We start from the raw sequence: 16,977 nt of genomic DNA, 5'->3' as shown, positions 1-16,977 counted from the left end.
GTCATTTCTCCATCTCACTGGTGAGACCGAATAAACGGCCGGGGAGGGTGTAATTCGGGTAGTTGGTCAAATCGACTCGATATGAAATGTCGCCAATTCGATTCATTTGAGGGACACTCGCGCGCAATCGATCCTGCGTCAGCACAGGGAATTTGCTATCAAGGAGATAAGCAGTGATATTGCTGCGTATCGCCCACGCCGATGGATACAACGTAGCGTCAGCATCATGCCAACCAACCTTTGCAAGCTTCCCGTCCAGCAAATGCCGGTATTGGCCCACTCGACTCCTGACCCGGTCGACCAGTTCCGGCAGGCCAAGGGCACCGCTCGCACCATTCCGCGTCAGCTGAATGGACAGAAGGCACAACTCACTTCCCCCGACTGGGACAAGCTGATAATAGCCGTGAAGCATGTGTGACCTTTTTTCGGAGCTTGTCGTTTTCACTTCGAGATTTACTTGCTCCAAGACGAAATCGTGTTGACCCGCGGACGGTCCCTGCCACGACTTTAAGGCCGTGTCGATGCCTACAAGGTCGACAAGGCGCTCAAGAATCAGCAGCTCACCGAATAGCCCCAGCTCCCTTTCAGTTCCCATACCTGACAGGTTGGAGAATAGTTCTCGATGTTTCGCAATCGCCGACAAGGTCGCCGCGGCGAGCGAAGATCCATGGAGTTGCATTTCGTCGGCGATGCTTGTGAGCAGCCCGAAAGCCCCATGCAGATTGTCAGATACGTCGACAGTCAGGCGCGCCATCTCGTCATGACCCACGCTGAAGCCGAGGTGTTCCCACCTGTCCAACTCAGGGGCCGGAGGCACGTGCTTGGTCATTAGGGTCAACGTATTGCTTTTGGGGTCCATGTCGACGTTGCATCGCGGCGAACCCCTGAAGGGCAGAACCACAGGAACCCCCGCGGCCCACACCTCGTCTATTGTCGCCGATGAATAATCCCGTGCATTGTCAGTTTTCCTTGGCACTGCGCATCCTGAACTCGGTCTCTGCTGCACTACCGAGCACTGCTCGCCAGAGAGCGATATTGTCTTTGTCTTTCGACCCAAAGGCCAGACCTTCGAAAATTTCGTGGGTCAAGAGAAATATCAACGTCTTCACCAGCGGCGCGTCATTCAAGCTTCCCCCACCGGGAGACAGTGTCGAACGGTACTTCCTGTTCAACAGAATTTCTTTTTTTTGGAAGTCGATGTCGAACAGTCCACCGCTAGGGAGCCGTGTCCATTTGACGGACACCGATCCCGATCGTCGCAGACTGGTCTCGGCCTTGAGAGTTTTGGTCAGGTCCGGAGAGAACCCACGACCGGGAGCAATAACCGGGTATCGTTTACTGACTTTCCGATGCGCTTCTTTGTAGGTACTTTCGGCCGCTTCGAGATATTGATCGAAAGTGGTTCCGTCCGATGCCACGGACTTAACCAAGGCCTGCCGGAACGGCGGTTCGAATCTCAGACCTGCTTTCTCCGGATTCATGGTGAGCAGCGAACCGATCGCTTCCGAACCCTCGATGAGGACCCGAGCCAACTGTCGCTGCTTAGAAGTATTGGCAACATCGGACCATCCACCGACTTGCAGAAGCCTATCGTTTCGGTAGACGTAGAACCCCTGAAAGGCGTCACCGGCCTTGCCGGAGATGCGGAATCCCGGAATGTCTGCCTTGCCCGGCCAGATATGACATCGCAGACCCACGCTCTGAGAACCGACCCGAGCGATCAAGGTCTTGGGGTAATCGGGGTTGCCTGACTGCGCGTAACCGAAAGGATCCACCGCGCGCACCGGAGTTCCTACCGCGTCATCCGCTTGATCTATGTCGTCCACCAAAATCGACAGAGTCAAGGCACCGCTGCTGATCAACCGATGGAACGCGACACCCAGGTGAGACCTGATCCTCAGCTCTGCCTGCGCAATCCACGTGCGCGCTTCCTCGGTGTTGCTGCCGTCGTATGACGATCGTAGGTCCGACCACACAACGGTTGTTCCGGCAGCCGAACCCGTCTGGTGCTTGCGCTTGTTCCGTTCGATCGTTGCGGATCTCGTGGTCAGTCGCTCACATGCGAAATCGCGAGAAAAGTCGGCTCTTCGGATCCTTCTGCCCACCGGTACTTCGTCCCCGGTGCTGGACCACAATGTAAGCGTGTCGGCGTGACTGAAGGACGCGGCCTTGAGCCCGACTCCATAGTGTCCGAGATCGTCTGTCGAGTATGCGCGCTGGTAGCCCAGGGTCATGGCAGCATCTGCCGTGTTTCCCGCCATGCCGGTGCCGTCGTCGACCACTTCGACCTGTGCCAGCTTGTCCTCCGTTGTGAGTAGCCTGACGGAGACGTGGCGAGCTTTTGCATCCACGCAATTGTCGACGAGATCGGCAAGGGCCGACTCCAAGGAGTAGTGAGACCCGAGGCTCTTAACCAAGCCCGCAGCAGGTTCAAGCCTGATCGTGTCTTCGACGTCTGTTCTGACTGTCATCGAAGGCCTCCGTCCTGCGAAGGAGCGCAGGCGCGTGGGCGTCCGGTGGGGTGCGGAAGGGTTGTCGTGCAGGCGAATGGCTGCCGAAGCACCAGCTCAACACGTCGTCGGATCGGGGTGATGGCACTCTCCTACTCTTGGTTGGGCCGTTCTTCCCCCGAAGAAAACGGTGCGCGTTCCTAACAGACATTACGGACTACGACGCTGATGTCTAGCGGAATCGCCGAGACAGAACTGCATCCGAAGTCGCCGCTGCGGTTTCGTAGGCAACACTGCTGCTCATACGCTGGTGGCTACCCGGACTACATACTCGATAACACCGAGAGCATGCACATTGCGTCGACACCGCCAACCTACGACCGGCGTTTACATAGACACCAATTGGCAATTTCAATGTGACAATGCCGAGGGCCGATCCAATTCAGCTAGCAACACTGCCTCAGTGCTTTTCAGTTTCGTGTTCGTCATCGGATTTTGCCGGCCTCTTCGATACGATCCCCTTCACGCCTTTGCCGACCCAACCTGCACCCGCCGCGCCGATGCTGACTGCCTTACCACCAATTTCAGCTGCGGCACCACCAATGGCTTTCGCACGGTTACCCAGCTCGGAGAATGCATCGCTGATGGAAGGGTCCTCGTTGTCGATCCAACCGGTGACCTGACTGTTCCGTGCCGATGCGAAAGCGTCCAAGTCATTGCGCAGCTGGGTGATATCACGCTTGAGATCCCCTGTCGCCATCCAGCGCACAATTTCCAGCGGCTTGACCGTTCCGTAATTGGAGAGCTCGAGCCTGGCGTGACGCAATAGGTCGCCATCGCGCTCGACGTGCTCAGCAAGCATTTCCCGGGCCGACGCGACGACGGCGTCGAGATGTTCGGGCTCCACCGCGCGCACACGAGCAATACGGAGCGTCTGCCACAGGTAGAGCGAGCGCTCAGCGATCACCAAGAGCTGCAGGGTCTCACCGAGACGCTCGTCCTTGACTGCTCGCGTCAGGTATGCAGCGCGCTCCTGGACCGGCTTGTCCGCATCGAAGCTGTTGACGGTTCGCTTCGCATGGTCCCGGAGTCGCTCGATACCCACTTGGAGCTGAGGGCCCAACGAGGCAACGCTCTCCCAGTCTGTTGTGGGGAGTGCGCCAGTCTCTTTGTGGACCTTGATGATGGCCGACAAAGCGGAATGATGGCCAACGACATCCCCCACTTGCGCCGCTTGGGCTAGATGGAGGATCTTGTCGACCTCGCCCTCGATGCGCCTGATTCCGTCCGACACCTCGCTGATTGCTGTCTGCAAGGCGAGTTGCACCACCATGATCTGAATTCCCAGGGCTCGGGTCGGTGTCATTGAGACCGGCTGCCACTGCATCTGATGGCGGAACTTGTGTGCCGAGTCGACCAGAGTCATACGGTTGTATCCGGGGAGTCCCGGAATGACCTTGTAGGACTTCAGCATGTCAACAGTCTGAGGAGCAAGTTTCACGAAGTGACCATGCTGCATCTTCGCTGCGGCTGCAGCGGCTATCAGTCCACCCGCGTTCGCTACAGCGGTTTTGTCGATGCCGGCAACCTGCACCCCATCGCCGGCAAGGTCCTTGATTCGGCTGAGGTAACCCGCAACCGCGTCGTCATCACCCGAAATCAGCAGGCCCTCCGGCTCCACGTGCACCGAAATTCCAGAGGACTCGAGCAGCTCCCTGTCGAAGTCGGTCAGTTCCTGGTTCATCCAGTCATCGGTCATACCAAGCCTCCTGAGGTTGTAAGCGCAGACATTAATTGAACCGACCGACAGGTTCTTGAGCGCATCGGCAAACTTGGCTCCCGTCACGCCAGACCTAGCCGTTTGCGTTCCATCTCGATGATCCAGTTCTCTGCCGGAGCGATGCCCTGATCCCACCCGTCGTCCACGGACGCATGGTCCCTCTCCTTCGCCTGACTGCGTCGCGCATACTCGTCGAACAGCTGGGTCTTTCGTTCGAGCACTTCGCGCATCCGCTCGTCGACTGTGTCCTTCGCCAGCAATCGATGCACCTGCACGGTACGTATCTGGCCCATCCGATGCGCCCTTGCGATCGCCTGGACCTCAGTGCTCGGCTTCCATTGGGGCTCAGTCAGGATCACCACCGAGGCGGCCTAGTTGTTCAAGCCCACGCCGCCGGCTTCGATCTGACTGACCAACACTGCCCGACCATTGTGCGATGTGAAGTCGTCGACCATCTGCTGCCGTTGGGTCGATGACGTTGCACCATTCAGTGGGCCGAATACGACGCCTGGCACCTCGCGGCAGACTGCGTCGAGCACTGACTTGAAAAACGAGAACACGATGATCTTGACGCCGTCGTCCTCAGCCTCCTCCACGATTTCCCGCAACCGTTCAATCTTGGCCGACTTCGTGTGCCCCGAACCTGCGTATGCCGACTGTCGCATCGCCATGAAATTTCGTGATGCCACCGCGTCCCGGTACCGCGAGTTGTCGTCGGCCGTCGGTTGCACCCAGTCCTCGACTTCGATGAGTTCCGGCAGCTCCTTGACTACGTCCACCTGGTTACGTCGGGAGTCCCACTGAGAAGAACTACTCGTCTGGCCTTACCGATCAGCTTGCGCGACGCGATAGATCGTTGCGAAGCTTTGTTTTCGATCTGGTGCGTCTCGTCACTGACGACAAGGCTGCAGTCACGGAGATGTCGAGTCGTTGAGGGTGGAAGTAGCACCGTCCGATAAATGCACGATGGCCTCTCCCGAAGATTCTAATCCTCGACCAGCGCGCGAATCTGAGCCAGGATTCGCGCGGCGTCTCCTTTGATGGATTCTTTCAGCAGCCGGTCGTTTGCCTCCCCTGGAGTGTGAGCTGCTTCGATTGCTTTTCCCACCGGCAGTGTCGCGTCGTAAACGCGGACCGATTCGTACTGGTTGGTCGGCAGGTTCTCCGGGTCAATCGGTACATGGCCTAGACCGTACGATCGCAGCGTTTCCGAAATCATGCCGTTTATGCGTCGGGTGAGGCGCCCTGCTTGCAGTGCGTCGCGAAGCTCCCATGCCTCAAAGGTCGCCACGCCTCCCTCGTCGGCTACGTGCTTGCGGATGTCGTCGAATGATGTCATAAAGGAAACGTACAACATGTTCAAAGAAAAATCTACGAACAGTTTTTTCATTGGATGTTACGAGACCCCTGGACTCTGTAACCCGCCTTACTGCCAAAACCGTGCCGTCCAGCTCCTCGGTGGTCCACAGGCCGGACACCTAAGGGATGTGCGGCACCAAGACGCCGTCGCCCAGCGCAGTCGGCCGCCTTCGAGGGCTGCGAGAACGTAGTCCTTGACCCCATCGGACAGTTCATCGTCCGCGTCGATGGCGTCGACCACCACGTCGACGAGTGGCCTGTCGACAGCATTGTCGGCAACGGGCACCGGCACTCCCCTGTTCGTTCTGATGGCTAACCAGACCCCACAGTTTCATATGGTGCCGACAGTTCGCAGGGACATGAACCATCGCCGATTCACCGTCAGTGCGAGCCTGTGAAGGTTGGTCTCAGGAAGGCACGAACGTGGCTATCAGGTTCAGGCCCCCGAACCGCAGTCGACGGGCACGATCGCCCCGGTCACCGCGGAAGCCCTGTCACTCAGCAGCCACGCGGCGGCCTCGGCAACTTCGAGGGCCTCCGCCATGCGACCCATCGGTGACGCAGCGCTACTGGCCGCGATAGCGCCTGGCGTCTTTGCCTCCCATTCGTCCATCATTTCTGTTGCAGTTCCTCCGGGCATCAGACCGTTGACACGGATACCCTCGGGGGCCCAGGTGACCGCTGCTGTTTCGGTGATGCTGTTTAGCGCCCGCTTCATCGCCCCGTACGCCGGAAGCGGCGGAACGGCACGGCGGCTGCCGATGCTCGAGGTGTTCACGATGGCACCGCCTCCGCTCCGACGCATAAGGGCGGCTTCGGCATTCATCGCGGTCCAGTGAGCGCGGAAGTTGACGGTGAACTGCTCGTCGAGGTCGGCTTCGGTGGTGGTGTCGAGCGGACCTATCTGCTGCTGGTTGACGCCACCGTTGTTGAACGCGCCGTCGAGTCGTCCGTGCAGCTGCTCGACGCGGGCGACGGCGGCACGGATGCTGTCGGAGTCAGCAAGGTCCATGGAGACCGCGTCGGCGGTACCTCCGGCCGTTCGGATTGTCTCCACGAGCTGATCGAGCGCGTCGACGTTGCGGGCGGCGAGCACAACAGCAGCTCCTTCAGCCGAGAAGAGGTGAGCCGCAGCGGCACCGATTCCTCGACTGGCACCGGTGATGAACACGATCTTTCCGGCCAGAAGGCCGGCTGTACTGGAAGCTGTTTCGATGGTCATGATGCAAGCATCAAGGCTCATCAACACCGGATACAGGCACAAACGGTACTAGGGTCCGGCGCTCGACTCGGGGCACAATCGAACTCATGGACAAGCAGGAACTCGGGGCGTTTCTCCGTAGCCGCCGCGAAAAGCTTCAACCGCAGGATGTGGGTCTACCGTCCGGCCCTCGCCGCCGGACCCCGGGTCTTCGCCGTGAAGAAGTAGCCGTGCTCGCGCATATTTCGACGGAGTACTACGTGCGCCTCGAACAAGGCCGCGCACCACGCCCGTCGGCAGAGGTGCTGGCGGGGATTGCCGCTGCCCTGTGCCTCGGCGACACCGAGTCCGACCATCTGCACGCGCTGGCGGGCACCGCGCCCGCGAGGTCAGGTGTACACCGGCGCGATGTTCGGCCCAGCATTCTCACGCTCCTGGAACGGTTACCGCAGACCGCCGGCATCGTCATGTCGGCGGCGTTCGAGGTTCTCGCCTGGAACGATCTCGCCGCCGCGCTCATGGAAGATTTCGGTGCCCTGCCGCCTCGTGATCGCAACCTTGCCCGCAAAGCGTTCCTCGGCACCGAGCAGCCGAGCGAGCGGCTCTACGGCATCTCCGACGACGTCCACTTCCGCCACAGCGCCGTCAACGAACTCCGCACCGCACTCACCCGATATCCGACAGACGAGACTGTGAGCAACCTCGTCACCGAACTGCGCGAGGGCAGCCCCGACTTCGCGCGACTGTGGGAACGACACGACGTCGAGTGTCCCCCGCCCTGCGAAAGACCTTTCGGAGCACATCCGTTGGAGAGATCACGGTGGACTGCGATTCGCTGAAACTCGTCGAACTCGACCAGCACCTGATCCTGTATACCGCTGCTCACGGCACCCCCGATGCCGACAAATTGGCGATACTGGCCATGATCGGACCGCACGAAACTGACCACCACGACAAACCAGCCGGAACCCGCTCGGAGTGACAGCAGCCTTCGATCTGTCGGTACCCGATGCTTCGATGGCGGTATGTCACGACTCGACGAGGGGTTCCCGCCTCCCACGGCCTGTGTGCAGTGGTGTCAGCACCGCAGCTACGACCTGCATGTGCTCGACGACGGTGTGGAGGTGGACCTCGATTGGTGGAACGACCACCTCGACCGAGCCGGTCATGACCTTCGACTGCGCGGCCGCAACCTCGACGGCGAAATCGTCGAGTACGGCGGTGCCACCGTGCAGCGCAACGATCTTCGACACGGCACCGATCTGGCCGTAGGCGAACATGATTCGCTCGGCCTGTTGTTTCTCTGCGCGGCCTGGCAGGGCAGCCACAAACACCGCAGATCCAAACGTCGATTCCCCGACGTCATGAACCCACACCTCAGCCATCCCGACGAGAACCCCGTCGCGAAGACTCTCGCGGTGCTCGACAGCTGCGTCCGCAACCGCGTAGTCCCCGACCATCCGAACTCCACCTGGTCCGGTTGGCCCGATGCGCCAGGCGTCGGAATGTCTCTCATGGCCACGTTCCTATGGGCGGTAAAAGCATCGGTCTACGGCGGACCGGCGCAGCTGATCGACCAATACGGAGTCTCGACACTCATCCACGAAGGATGGCTCGAAGACCCATCCGTCACCGGATTCACTCGTCGCCGCTACGACCGCTACGTCGAACTCATCACCGCATGGGCCACCGACATCGGCACCAGCCCCGAGCTCGTCGAAATGTGGCTCGTACAGCGCTGGAGCGCACGACTCAACGAAGCACGACACGGCCGATACACCGCACCCACATTGTTCTGAACCGCTCGAAATACAATTGCAACCCAACGGCATTGGTCAGAACAGAAGAGGGTTCATCATCCGCGCGTCACCATACGCACGTGCGGGATTCCAGCGTCCAAGTAGTTCTCACCCACACGAACGAATCCGAAGCGGCCGTACCACTCTTCGAGGTGCGCCTGAGCGGAGAGTTCGACGACCCCGGGATATGCCTCCTGTGCCGCCTTCACGAGTTCTCCGGCGTAGCCCTTACCCCGTGCACTGGCGGCGGTCGCGACTCGGCCGATATGAACCGTATCGTCGACGAGGACTCGAATGGTCGCCAGCACCTCACCGTCGTCGTCCTGCATCCAGAACAACTCCGTCGTCGGAAGCAGGTCCGCGCCATCGAGTTCGATGTCGTCGACGATTCCCTGCTCATGCACGAATACCGCGACCCGAAGCGCCATGATGCGGTACAGGGTTTTCTGGTCCACGCGTGCCAGCGGGGCGTGATGGAGAGTGGGCATGGGGGTCCGTTCAGTCGAAGGTAGGGACAAGGTCACCGGCCGGTTGCGGCGCAGCGGTCGACCACGTTGGCGATCGTGCGTTGGGCCAGTCGTTTCTGCGTCGCCGGCGGATACGTCTCGGGATCGAGTACCGCCAGGACCACGATGCCTTCCACCGCGGTAGCAATCTGTAAGGCGTACTCTGCGGCCTCGGCATCGGTGAGGTGAGTGCCGAGGTCGGCAACGAGACCCGCTGTGCGCGTGAGCCACTGACGCGTGTGGGTCACGTGCGGGTTCCGCAGCTCGGCGTCCGCGATCGCCGCCGCCGCGAAACCCGTGAAGATTCGAGCTTCGACAATGCGCTCGTCGTCGAGCGGAAGTACCGAGCAGACAACGGAATACAGCCGCTCCGCCGCGGACTGCGTGCCACCAGTACCGGCTTCGTCGGCCCGCGCTGCCGTGCGCTCGAACAGAGTCTGACGCGCGTGCACCAACATCGCAGACCGGGAGCCGAAGCGGTGCATGATCAGACCGGTGGTGCAGCCCGCCCGAGTCGCGACCGCGCGCACCGTCGTCGCCTCGATTCCCAACTCCGCGATCGTGTCCCACACGGCCTGCGAAATGCGGTGCAGCGGGTCGTCCGATTCGAGAGTCACTCGTTCCCACCTCCGCTTGTCCGTAACACCTGTTACGGACAAGCGTAACAGGTGTTACGACGAGCCATCTTGCGAACGCCACACGGAGTGGTTGCCGAGACGCACAATCCGTTCTACTGTTATTCCGTAATTACGGAATAACAACCAAGGAGCTCGAGATGCGACGCCTCACCCTGGTTTCGGCAGCCTGCGCGGCGGTCCTGTTGATGAGCGGATGCGCCTCCACCGACTCGGACACCGCCGAAGCCGCCACCCCGACACCGGAGAACTGTGCACCCGTCACCTCGACCGACCTCGCCACCGAAGACGGGTGGATCGGACTGATCGATCAGGTACCCGACACCGTCGGCCTCGTGATCGACGACGGACGCGGCCGCACCGTCGAACACCGAACCGATCAGGAGCAGGTACTCGCATCGGCGATCAAGGTGGTGCATCTCGCCGCCTACGCCCAAGCCGTCGCGAACGGCAGCATCGACCCGAACGAGCAAGTGTCGCTCTCGGATTGGGAGCGCTGGTACGTACCCGGCACCGACGGTGGCGCGCATCTGAATGCCCTGAACCGCTTGGGAATCGCGAACACCGGCACCAACGCAACCGACCCCAATGCCACGGTCCGCATCGACGACATGGTTACGGCCATGATCCAGGAAAGCGACAACTCCGTCCCCGACTACCTCCGATACCGACTCGGCGACCAAGCCATCATCGACGCAGCTGCCACCGGAGGGTGGGAGAACTTCGAGGTGCCCAGCCTGGTGGCCGACATCCTATCGGTGTTCGACCCCGCCCTCGCCGACGAAGACCGCTGGGAGACGGCGCAGAAGTGGGCATTCGACCCGGAGTTTCGGACCCAGGTCGACGCAGCCGCGCAACTACCGACTTACGAAGACCAGGCCACCCGCGTGCAGAACAACTTTCGCGGTGCCTCGGCGGAACAACTCAATGGACTGTATCGCGCTTTCACGGACGGGACGTACGACACTGCGTCCGAAACCATTCTGCGCCAACTGGAATGGCAACCCGCAGGTGACAGCGTTCTCGGTGTCGGTTTTAAAGGCGGCAGCCTCCCTGGTGTACTGACCCAGGGAATCGAGTTACGCCGCACCGACGGAACTGTCGCTACCGCAGTGTGGCTGATCGACGGCATCCCAGGGGACAAATTCGATCAAGCCATGGCCGGCATCGGAGTCCAGCAGCAACTCATCCTCGAGGCTATGCAATCGCCGGACGTCCTCGACCGGATAGCCTGCGTGGTGTGAGCGCAGAGTTCGAGTCGAGACTGGCAGAGCTGGAAGCCCGCGTCGCCGAGCTGGAACGACGCGAAGCTCCCGAGCATGTCGATGCCGCCCCGTCGACGGGCGGCATCGTGGCCTATCAGGGCGACGTGCACTTGCACGGCACTGCCCGTTGGGACATCAGCTACTCTCCCGACGCCATCGTGGATCTGCCCATCTCCTCGATGTCGGAAGTGCTTGCTGCGCTGGGCCATCCGGTGCGGTTACAGATCGTGCGAACCTTGCTGCGCGGTCCGGCGAACGCCGCTGATCTCCATGCCGCGGTGGGAGTCGGCTCCTCGGGCCAGATCTACCACCATCTCAAGACACTGAGCTCGGCCAGCATCGTGGAGCAGCAAGGCCGCGGCGACTACCGCATCGCCGCCAAACGCGTTGTGCCGATCCTGGTTTCGATGCTCACCGCCGCCGACATCGCGGGAGACCTCGGCACCTGAGGCCTTACCCGATCAGGGAACCAGCACCACGCCGGCACCGGGGAGAAGAGTGTCGAGGTAAGGCGAGCCCCACTCGGCACCGTACGAGTAGTCGCGAGAATGCGTCACCGTCACCACAACAGGCCCCGAACCGGTGTTCGCCACCACCTCGAGTGGAAGGTACTGCTTACTGAAAAAGTTGTCCGCGGGCGGCGTCGGATCGTCCTGCCAATGCCGTAGGTCGGCTGCACCCGTCGCACCCGTCGCCAGGTTTCGCCAGTTCAAGTTGAGGTACCGGTAGGGATACTGATCGGCGAACGGGGCAATATTCGCAGCCGAGAAGGTTGCGACACCGGGCTCGTCGCCCACGGTGGCCTTCATCGGAATGGTCTGGAAGAAGCCGCCGGGGACGGCACCGGGAGCGATCTGGAAACCGGTCACGATGGGAACCTGGAGGTTCGTCACCTGAGGGGTGGCCGCTGCCGTACCCGCTCCGATCCCGAACGCCAGGGGCACAGTCAGGGCCGTGCCTACTACCGCTCGCCGCAATGACTTTCGCATACCTCATGCCTTTCGTCGATGTCGCGCAATGGGATTCCGAGTCGCTCCAGAATCGGCATCCATCACTTCAGGTTGAAGCTGAAACATCAACTGGCTGTTGAGTGTTTCTTCTCTTCACCCTCTCAGGCGAATTGTCCGATGTTCCAGCCGTATACCGATTCGTGACGGGGTCGTGACCCGAAGGACGTTAACAGACCATCTGGCACGTTCGATTCATAGTTCAGAGGTGATGCACTCTGCAGCCACCGGTGAGGACGAACGAATGAGGCAAGTCCGCAACATCGTGGCCATGTGTGCCCTGGTCGCTGCTATCACCCTGACTCTTACGGCCTGCGGGTCCGAGGGACCGACCAGCACCGATGCAGCGCCGGTCACCAGCGCCGCTACCGCTCCGTCAGCGGGTGGGTCTCCCGACACAGGTAGTGGCACCGGTACGGACGGACCGGCCGTCGATACTCCCGAGGTCGTGACTCCGGCGCTGGAGCAGCCCACCGAAGCGGGACCTGCTGCCGTGCCACCTGCCCCGAATCGTGACGACGTCAACGTCGACGCACGCGACTTCGAGGTAGACGGTGGCCAGTACTTCTTCCAATCCCCCAGCGGGAATGTCTTCTGCGCTTTCAGTTCAGTCAATGCACCCGGAACCATCGTGGGCTGCCAGGTCCGCTACTCGGTACCGGGCAACACCGGACGCGAGTGCCTCAACACCGAGAACAACACCTACGGCGTGCAGATCACACAGGACGGCACCGTCGAACAGATATGCACCAACCAGGGAATCTTTTTCGGCGGGAATCCCGGCCCACGAGTTCTCGAATACGGCCAGGTCATCGGAGTGACAGGCAACTTCTGCCGGTCCACCGAAGCCGGCGTTACCTGCTACGACGGCGACAGAGGCTTCATGATCTCCCGCGACGTCAACATCGCTTTCTGATGAAGGAGCTCCGAATGATCCGAAGAAGTGCTCTACTCGCGTCCACTGCTGCCCTCGCCTTCGCGCTGACCGCCTGCGGCGGCGAGGAGGCCCCCGCGGCTGCACCGACCCCCGCCTCCAACGCCGCATCAGCAATTCCTGCTCCACCGCAAGTGACCATTGCCAACCCCCCGGTCGACACCACGGACACTGCCGCGCCGGAGACCACGGATTCATCGCACAGCAAACCGAATCCGGTGAACAACACCGCACCGATCACTCCCGTCGACCCGGCCCTCTACACCGCATACGGCAACGAGGTGGGGTGGAAGTCGCCCTCGGGCAAGATCTACTGCAAGATCGGCTCTTCCGAATTCGGGTCCGGTTGCCAGTCAGGAGATGCTCCAGTACCGGACGGCGCGAACTGCGTCACCCCGTCGTTCACTATCGACCAACTGAGCAAAGGCTTCTACATGACGCCGGGAAAGGTGACGCCGACCTGCTTCAACCAAGGCCAATTCGGAGTCGAGAACGCGCAGACGTTGGAGTACAACACCTCCATCACGTTCAATGGGATGACGTGCTTCTCCCGCGTCGAAGCAATGATCTGCGACGCCGGCGGCGGGCATGGCTTCGTGTTGTCGATGCAGCAAGCGACGTCCAACTGATGGCGAGACACAGCAGGCGCGCCGTCGTCGTCGCCATGATGTTCACCGGCATTCTCCTGACGGGATGCAGCAATTCGGACGAACCGACCGATGCAATGCCGTCGGTCATCCCCACCGTGGTCGCGGGTGCGCCGGCGACCTCGACCGCGGCTGCACCGCAGGTGACGGTTGCTCCGCAACCGGGTGGCAGCCAGTCCGAGTCCGATTCTGCGACAACACCATCGGTCGACTCCGCGCCGATCACTCCCGTCGACCCGGCCCGATATGCCGCCATCAACAACGAAGTCGGTTGGAAGTCACCGTCGGGCAACATCTACTGCAAGCTCGGCTCCACAGCGTTCTCGTCCGGATGCCAGGCCACGGACGCCCCGGTGCCCGACGGCGCGGACTGCGACAAGCCACCGTTCTCGGCCGACGAGATGAGCAAAGGCTTCTTCCTGGACCCGGGCACGGTCACCCCGATGTGCTTCAACCAAGGCGCTTTCGGGGTCGAGAACGCGCAATCGCTGGACTACAACACATCGATCTCGCACCTCGGCTACACCTGCTACTCCCGCGTCGACGCGATGGTCTGCGACGCGGGCGGCGGGCACGGTTTCGTGTTGTCGGCACAGCAGGCGACCTCCAACTGATCAGCGAGCCTCATCCCGTCGAGGTTCCATGACGAAGTCGTTGAGATCGGCCCGTCGCGTCATCTCCCAGTAGTCGACGATGCGCCACGGCAGCGTCGAGACCACGCGTCCGGCATCGTTGCGGTACCAGTTGTCCATGCCGCCGTGCGACCAGATCATCTTCGCGTGCGCCTCGTCGTGCTTGCGGACGTACTCCGCCTCCACGTCGGGCTTGCACTCGATGGCTCCGATTCGCTTGTCCACCATGTCTATCAAGACATCGACGATGTAGCGCACCTGGCATTCGGCGATGGTGATGTAGCTACCCCCGTGGCCCAACACCGTTCCGGGACCGCAGGTGATGAAGAAGTTCGGGAAGTCCGGGACGGTGATGCCGAGATACGCGTGCGCATCTTCCGGGCCCCAGATATCGCGAATGGACTCCCCCGATCGTCCGCGCACGTCAATCGGCGTCAGCAGCTTGTGGGTCTCGAAGCCCGTCGCGAGAATCACGACGTCGACCTCGGTCTTCGAACCGTCGCTCGCGACAACCGAGTTGGCGGTGATGGACGAGACGGCGTCGGCGACGAGGGTGACGTTGTCGCGCTTGAGCGCGGCGTACCAGCCGTTGTCGAGCAGCATCCGCTTGCCGAAAGGCGGGTAATCGGGCAACGACTTTTCGATCAGGTCGGGTCGTCCTTCGAGCTCGGCTTCGATGTAGCGGGTGAACACGCGTCGATGCGCGTCGTTCATCGGGTTGATCGAGCGCTGCGAATGCTCCCACTCGGGATCGACCTGCAGCGAGCTATGCACACGATCATTGAAGTTCCAGGCGAGCCTGGTCCGATACCAGAGCCGGTACAGCGGAACGACATCCATCAGGTAGTTTGCGTCGTCGCCCATCTCGGTGAAGTACACGTCGCTCGACGAGACCCACTGCGGTGAACGCTGAAAGACCGTCGCATGCCCCACCGTCGACGCGATGGCCGGCAGCACCTGCATGGCACTGGCCCCGGTTCCGACGATGGCGACGCGCTTACCAGCCAGATCCAGCTCGGCCGGCCAGTTCGCCGTGTGGAAGATCGGCCCGTCGAACAACTCGAGCCTGGGAATGTGGGGCACCTTCGGCCGATTGAGCTGACCAGTAGCGGTGATCACCACGTCGGCGGTCAGCGTGTCGCCGTCGACCGTCGTGACGGTCCAGCCCTGTCGCTGGGCGTCGTACTCCGCGGTCGCCACCTCGGTGTCGAAGCGAATGCGTTGCCGCAGATCGTGTTCGGAGGCCACATCGCTGAGGTACTCCCACACCTCGTCGCGCTTGCCGAAGTGGGTGCTCCAGGCACGCGGCGCGAAGGAGTAGGAGTACAGGTGACTGGGAGTGTCGACGCCGGCACCGGGGTAGGTGTTCTCGAACCAGCCACCGCCCACGTCGGAGTTCTTCTCCAGCACAACGTGGTTGATGCCCGCTTCGTGCAGCTTGATGGCGGCGAGCATTCCGGAGACGCCGGCACCGATCACGATGACCGACAGATCGTTCGGCGCAGCCACTGGAGTGTCCGCGGCGGTGAAGCCCATGTCCTCGGCGACCATGACGCCGAACTCGGGAGGAACCTGCTCACCGACGGCCACGCTGATCATCTCGACGAGGTGCTCCGGGTCGGGTGAGGGCACCGCCATGGGCGCACCGTCGTGGAACGCGCAGATCGCGTCGAGCGCTGCGGCGCGGATGCGGTCGGCAACTGCGTCGTCGAATCCGCCGGTGTCGTTGTTGTCCATGCCTCGACTACGCGTGGGGCGATACGGGCCGGCGAGCCACATGGGATCGCCGGTCAACTGATAGAGCACCACCACCAGCGTGGGCAGGTTGGCTGCGGTGAGAGCCCGCGAGAGTCGGTCCCGATCGACTCCACCCACGGTCTCCGCTGCCGTTGCTGCGTCTGTGGACACCGGTACCTCCTGTTGCGAGCTGCTCTATCCGACTCCGACAGCTCAACTAACCACGGTTAGGCAATTCCGCGCAAGAGATTCGCCATCTCGAAACTCACAGCAAATCGAGCCTTGACAATGTGGCCCACGCCACATGATGCTTCATGGCACTACCTAACAGCGGACAGGCGAAGGGAAACACCCATGGAACTCACCGAGGCGATGCGCACCACCGGCACCTGCAGGCGGTACCTCAGCGATCCTGTTCCCGACGAGGTCTTCAAGGCCGCGTTCGACGTCGCCCGCTTCGGCCCGCAGGGCGGTAATCGTCAGCCCGTGCGATGGATCGTCGTGCGCGACGCCGCCCGCAAGCAGGCCCTCGCCGATCTCTACCTTCCGATGTGGGACGCCTACTTCGCCGGCATCACCGGCGGAACCGTCGCCGTCGGCGCATTGCCCAAGACCGTGCAGGACGCCGACTACTTCGCCCGCCACCTCCACGAGGTACCCGCCATCGTGGTGGTCTGCGCCGCGCTGGACGGACTGCACCCCACAGACCACGAACTCGGCCGACTCTCCGTCGTCGGCGGCGCATCCATCTACCCCACCGTGCAGAACCTGTGCCTGAGTCTGCGCGACCAGGGCGTCGCGACCGCGGTGACGACGTTGCTGTGCCACGAGGAGCCCGCTATTCGCGAACTGCTCGGGATCCCGGACGACTACATCACCGCCGCGCATATCGCCGCCGGGTATCCCGAGAAGTCGTTCCCGCGCAGGCTCACTCGCGATCCCGTCGAGCAGATCGTTGCGGCAGAGACGTTCTCGCAGCCGATGTTCGAGTCCGCTGCACTCTCCCCCGCCCTTTAATAGCTAGC

At 61.7% G+C, this 16,977-nt stretch carries 18 protein-coding genes and 1 pseudogene; 8 read left to right on the top strand and 11 right to left on the bottom strand.

Annotation, left to right across the window (positions count from 1 at the left end):
• Nucleotide 1: 1 nt before the first annotated feature.
• The 7 genes from ASH04_RS24700 to ASH04_RS24670 form a co-directional block, all read right to left on the bottom strand.
• Nucleotides 2-829, bottom strand: a complete 828-nt coding sequence (locus ASH04_RS24700) for a PD-(D/E)XK motif protein (protein WP_162247566.1) — start codon at nt 827-829, stop codon at nt 2-4.
• Between the two features lie 130 nt (nt 830-959).
• Nucleotides 960-2,471: an ATP-binding protein gene (locus ASH04_RS24695; RefSeq protein ID WP_057474815.1), complete on the bottom strand. Its 1,512-nt coding sequence runs from the start codon at nt 2,469-2,471 to the stop codon at nt 960-962.
• A gap of 439 nt (nt 2,472-2,910) precedes the next feature.
• A complete protein-coding gene (locus tag ASH04_RS24690) occupies nt 2,911-4,296 on the bottom strand; it encodes a hypothetical protein (RefSeq protein ID WP_235580091.1) in 1,386 nt (461 codons plus the stop codon).
• The gene (locus tag ASH04_RS24685) at nt 4,293-4,523 is read right to left on the bottom strand and encodes a hypothetical protein (protein WP_057474813.1); all 231 of its coding nucleotides are present in this window, start codon (nt 4,521-4,523) and stop codon (nt 4,293-4,295) included. The genes ASH04_RS24690 and ASH04_RS24685 overlap by 4 nt, the downstream gene beginning before the upstream one ends.
• Before the next feature lie 78 nt (nt 4,524-4,601).
• A complete protein-coding gene (locus ASH04_RS24680; RefSeq protein WP_057474812.1) occupies nt 4,602-5,009 on the bottom strand; it encodes a helicase-related protein in 408 nt (135 codons plus the stop codon).
• A gap of 206 nt (nt 5,010-5,215) precedes the next feature.
• On the bottom strand, nt 5,216-5,620 hold the full coding sequence (locus ASH04_RS24675) for a hypothetical protein (protein WP_156394654.1): 405 nt from the start codon (nt 5,618-5,620) through the stop codon (nt 5,216-5,218).
• 405 nt (nt 5,621-6,025) lie between these two features.
• Nucleotides 6,026-6,811, bottom strand: a complete 786-nt coding sequence (locus ASH04_RS24670; protein ID WP_057474810.1) for an SDR family NAD(P)-dependent oxidoreductase — start codon at nt 6,809-6,811, stop codon at nt 6,026-6,028.
• 86 nt (nt 6,812-6,897) lie between these two features.
• On the opposite strand from ASH04_RS24670, the pseudogene ASH04_RS24665 reads away from it, so the two are divergent.
• Both ASH04_RS24665 and ASH04_RS24660 read left to right on the top strand, forming a co-directional pair.
• Nucleotides 6,898-7,772 (top strand): annotated as a pseudogene (locus ASH04_RS24665) (helix-turn-helix transcriptional regulator).
• Nucleotides 7,773-7,815: 43 nt separating this feature from the next.
• Nucleotides 7,816-8,589, top strand: a complete 774-nt coding sequence (locus tag ASH04_RS24660; RefSeq protein ID WP_057474809.1) for an 8-oxoguanine DNA glycosylase OGG fold protein — start codon at nt 7,816-7,818, stop codon at nt 8,587-8,589.
• A 56-nt stretch (nt 8,590-8,645) separates the two neighbouring features.
• Here ASH04_RS24660 and ASH04_RS24655 read toward each other — a convergent pair whose 3' ends face one another.
• Nucleotides 8,646-9,077: a GNAT family N-acetyltransferase gene (locus ASH04_RS24655; protein ID WP_057474808.1), complete on the bottom strand. Its 432-nt coding sequence runs from the start codon at nt 9,075-9,077 to the stop codon at nt 8,646-8,648.
• Nucleotides 9,078-9,109: 32 nt separating this feature from the next.
• A complete protein-coding gene (locus ASH04_RS24650; RefSeq protein WP_057474807.1) occupies nt 9,110-9,712 on the bottom strand; it encodes a TetR/AcrR family transcriptional regulator in 603 nt (200 codons plus the stop codon).
• Between the two features lie 158 nt (nt 9,713-9,870).
• On the opposite strand from ASH04_RS24650, the gene ASH04_RS24645 reads away from it, so the two are divergent.
• Together ASH04_RS24645 and ASH04_RS24640 are read left to right on the top strand one after the other, a co-directional pair.
• On the top strand, nt 9,871-10,974 hold the full coding sequence (locus tag ASH04_RS24645; protein WP_057474806.1) for a serine hydrolase: 1,104 nt from the start codon (nt 9,871-9,873) through the stop codon (nt 10,972-10,974).
• A complete protein-coding gene (locus ASH04_RS24640; protein WP_057474805.1) occupies nt 10,971-11,444 on the top strand; it encodes an ArsR/SmtB family transcription factor in 474 nt (157 codons plus the stop codon). The genes ASH04_RS24645 and ASH04_RS24640 overlap by 4 nt, the downstream gene beginning before the upstream one ends.
• 12 nt (nt 11,445-11,456) lie before the next feature.
• Here the strand turns inward: ASH04_RS24640 and ASH04_RS24635 are convergent, their stop codons facing one another.
• On the bottom strand, nt 11,457-11,984 hold the full coding sequence (locus tag ASH04_RS24635) for a hypothetical protein (RefSeq protein ID WP_057474804.1): 528 nt from the start codon (nt 11,982-11,984) through the stop codon (nt 11,457-11,459).
• A 229-nt stretch (nt 11,985-12,213) separates the two neighbouring features.
• Here ASH04_RS24635 and ASH04_RS24630 point away from each other — a divergent pair, with 229 nt between their 5' ends.
• Genes ASH04_RS24630 through ASH04_RS24620 form a run of 3 tightly spaced genes read left to right on the top strand, consistent with a single transcriptional unit; the run spans nt 12,214 to nt 14,197 of the window.
• A complete protein-coding gene (locus ASH04_RS24630; protein WP_235580097.1) occupies nt 12,214-12,918 on the top strand; it encodes a hypothetical protein in 705 nt (234 codons plus the stop codon).
• 14 nt (nt 12,919-12,932) lie between these two features.
• Nucleotides 12,933-13,565, top strand: a complete 633-nt coding sequence (locus ASH04_RS24625) for a hypothetical protein (RefSeq protein WP_156394653.1) — start codon at nt 12,933-12,935, stop codon at nt 13,563-13,565.
• A complete protein-coding gene (locus tag ASH04_RS24620; RefSeq protein WP_057474802.1) occupies nt 13,565-14,197 on the top strand; it encodes a hypothetical protein in 633 nt (210 codons plus the stop codon). The genes ASH04_RS24625 and ASH04_RS24620 overlap by 1 nt, the downstream gene beginning before the upstream one ends.
• Here ASH04_RS24620 and ASH04_RS24615 read toward each other — a convergent pair whose 3' ends face one another.
• Complete coding sequence (locus tag ASH04_RS24615; protein ID WP_200937364.1) at nt 14,198-16,123, bottom strand: flavin-containing monooxygenase; 1,926 nt, start codon at nt 16,121-16,123, stop codon at nt 14,198-14,200.
• Between the two features lie 183 nt (nt 16,124-16,306).
• Here ASH04_RS24615 and ASH04_RS24610 point away from each other — a divergent pair, with 183 nt between their 5' ends.
• Entirely contained in the window at nt 16,307-16,969 is a 663-nt protein-coding gene (locus ASH04_RS24610) for a nitroreductase family protein (RefSeq protein ID WP_057474801.1), read from the top strand.
• Nucleotides 16,970-16,977: the final 8 nt, after the last annotated feature.

Origin of the sequence: Rhodococcus sp. Leaf233 (genome assembly GCF_001426165.1) — a bacterium.
Lineage (GTDB): Bacteria > Actinomycetota > Actinomycetes > Mycobacteriales > Mycobacteriaceae > Rhodococcoides > Rhodococcoides fascians.
This window is presented reverse-complemented; position numbering and strand designations above follow the sequence as displayed.

Coding starts and splice junctions, on each gene's coding strand:
- ASH04_RS24660 (WP_057474809.1), top strand. CDS start 7,816: ATGTCACGACTCGACGAGGGGTTCCCGCCTCCCACGGCCTGTGTGCAG.
- ASH04_RS24645 (WP_057474806.1), top strand. CDS start 9,871: ATGCGACGCCTCACCCTGGTTTCGGCAGCCTGCGCGGCGGTCCTGTTG.
- ASH04_RS24685 (WP_057474813.1), bottom strand. CDS start 4,523: ATGGGCCAGATACGTACCGTGCAGGTGCATCGATTGCTGGCGAAGGAC.
- ASH04_RS24670 (WP_057474810.1), bottom strand. CDS start 6,811: ATGACCATCGAAACAGCTTCCAGTACAGCCGGCCTTCTGGCCGGAAAG.
- ASH04_RS24675 (WP_156394654.1), bottom strand. CDS start 5,620: ATGAAAAAACTGTTCGTAGATTTTTCTTTGAACATGTTGTACGTTTCC.
- ASH04_RS24625 (WP_156394653.1), top strand. CDS start 12,933: ATGATCCGAAGAAGTGCTCTACTCGCGTCCACTGCTGCCCTCGCCTTC.
- ASH04_RS24620 (WP_057474802.1), top strand. CDS start 13,565: ATGGCGAGACACAGCAGGCGCGCCGTCGTCGTCGCCATGATGTTCACC.
- ASH04_RS24635 (WP_057474804.1), bottom strand. CDS start 11,984: ATGCGAAAGTCATTGCGGCGAGCGGTAGTAGGCACGGCCCTGACTGTG.
- ASH04_RS24655 (WP_057474808.1), bottom strand. CDS start 9,077: ATGCCCACTCTCCATCACGCCCCGCTGGCACGCGTGGACCAGAAAACC.
- ASH04_RS24630 (WP_235580097.1), top strand. CDS start 12,214: ATGCACTCTGCAGCCACCGGTGAGGACGAACGAATGAGGCAAGTCCGC.
- ASH04_RS24695 (WP_057474815.1), bottom strand. CDS start 2,471: ATGACAGTCAGAACAGACGTCGAAGACACGATCAGGCTTGAACCTGCT.
- ASH04_RS24610 (WP_057474801.1), top strand. CDS start 16,307: ATGGAACTCACCGAGGCGATGCGCACCACCGGCACCTGCAGGCGGTAC.
- ASH04_RS24700 (WP_162247566.1), bottom strand. CDS start 829: ATGACCAAGCACGTGCCTCCGGCCCCTGAGTTGGACAGGTGGGAACAC.